Annotated in this window: 2 protein-coding genes; both read left to right on the top strand. The window is 70.2% G+C overall.

Annotated elements, in window-relative coordinates; all coding sequences use genetic code 11:
- Positions 1–253: hypothetical protein (locus tag ICC28_RS40025; RefSeq protein ID WP_411158647.1), on the top strand; the 253-nt coding region annotated here is incomplete at its 5' end.
- A gap of 27 nt (positions 254–280) precedes the next feature.
- Positions 281–832, top strand: a 552-nt coding sequence (locus tag ICC28_RS40020) for a polyketide synthase (RefSeq protein WP_188293793.1), incomplete at its 3' end; no start/stop codon positions are given.

The following is an 832-nucleotide window of genomic DNA, read 5'->3' as shown; positions in this document are numbered from 1 at the left end:
GGCCGGGGCGGGGCAGCCGGAGCAGGTTCAGGGGCCGGCCGGGGAGGCGGACATCCGCCGGGCGCTGATGGGAGTACCGCTGAGCCGGCTCAGGGAGGCGGGGCTGATGAAGCCGCTGCTGGTCCTACTGGGGCTCGACGACCCCGATTCCGCGGACTCCGCCGACAGCGCGGCGTCCGCGGCGGGCGAGGACGTCATCGACGAGATGGCGGTGGAGGACCTTCTCCAGATCGCCCTGGGCACCGATTCCTGAACCGATCTTTGAAAGCAGGGGACGAGCATGGCTGCATCGAACGAGGAACTCATCCGCGCGCTCCGCGTCTCGCTGAAGGAGCGGGACCGGCTCCAGCGGGAGAACCAACTGCTCACCGAGGCCTCCCGCGAAGTCGTCCAGGCGGCTCGCGAGCCGCTCGCGGTGGTCGGCATGGGCTGCCGCTTCCCGGGTGGGGTGCGGTCCCCGGAGGAGTTGTGGGACCTGGTCGCGGCGGGCGTCGACGCCACGTCCGAGCTGCCCGCCGACCGGGGCTGGCCGGAGGACCTGTACGACCCTGATCCCGAGAGGTTCGGCAAGTCGTACGTCCGGCGCGGTGGTTTCCTCGACGATGTGGCGGGCTTCGACGCGGAGTTCTTCGGGATCTCTCCGCGTGAGGCGCTGGCGATGGACCCGCAGCAGCGGTTGCTGCTGGAGGTGTCCTGGGAGGTTCTGGAGCGGGCGGGGCTGAACCCGCAGGCTCTGAAGGGCAGTTCGACGGGTGTGTTCGTCGGCGCGTCCTCCTCCGCGTACGTCCCTGATGTGGACCATGTGGACGAGGGCGTCGAGGGCTACACGATG

This window comes from Streptomyces sp. TRM68416 (genome assembly GCF_014596915.1).
Classification (GTDB): Bacteria; Actinomycetota; Actinomycetes; order Streptomycetales; family Streptomycetaceae; genus Streptomyces.
This window is presented reverse-complemented; position numbering and strand designations above follow the sequence as displayed.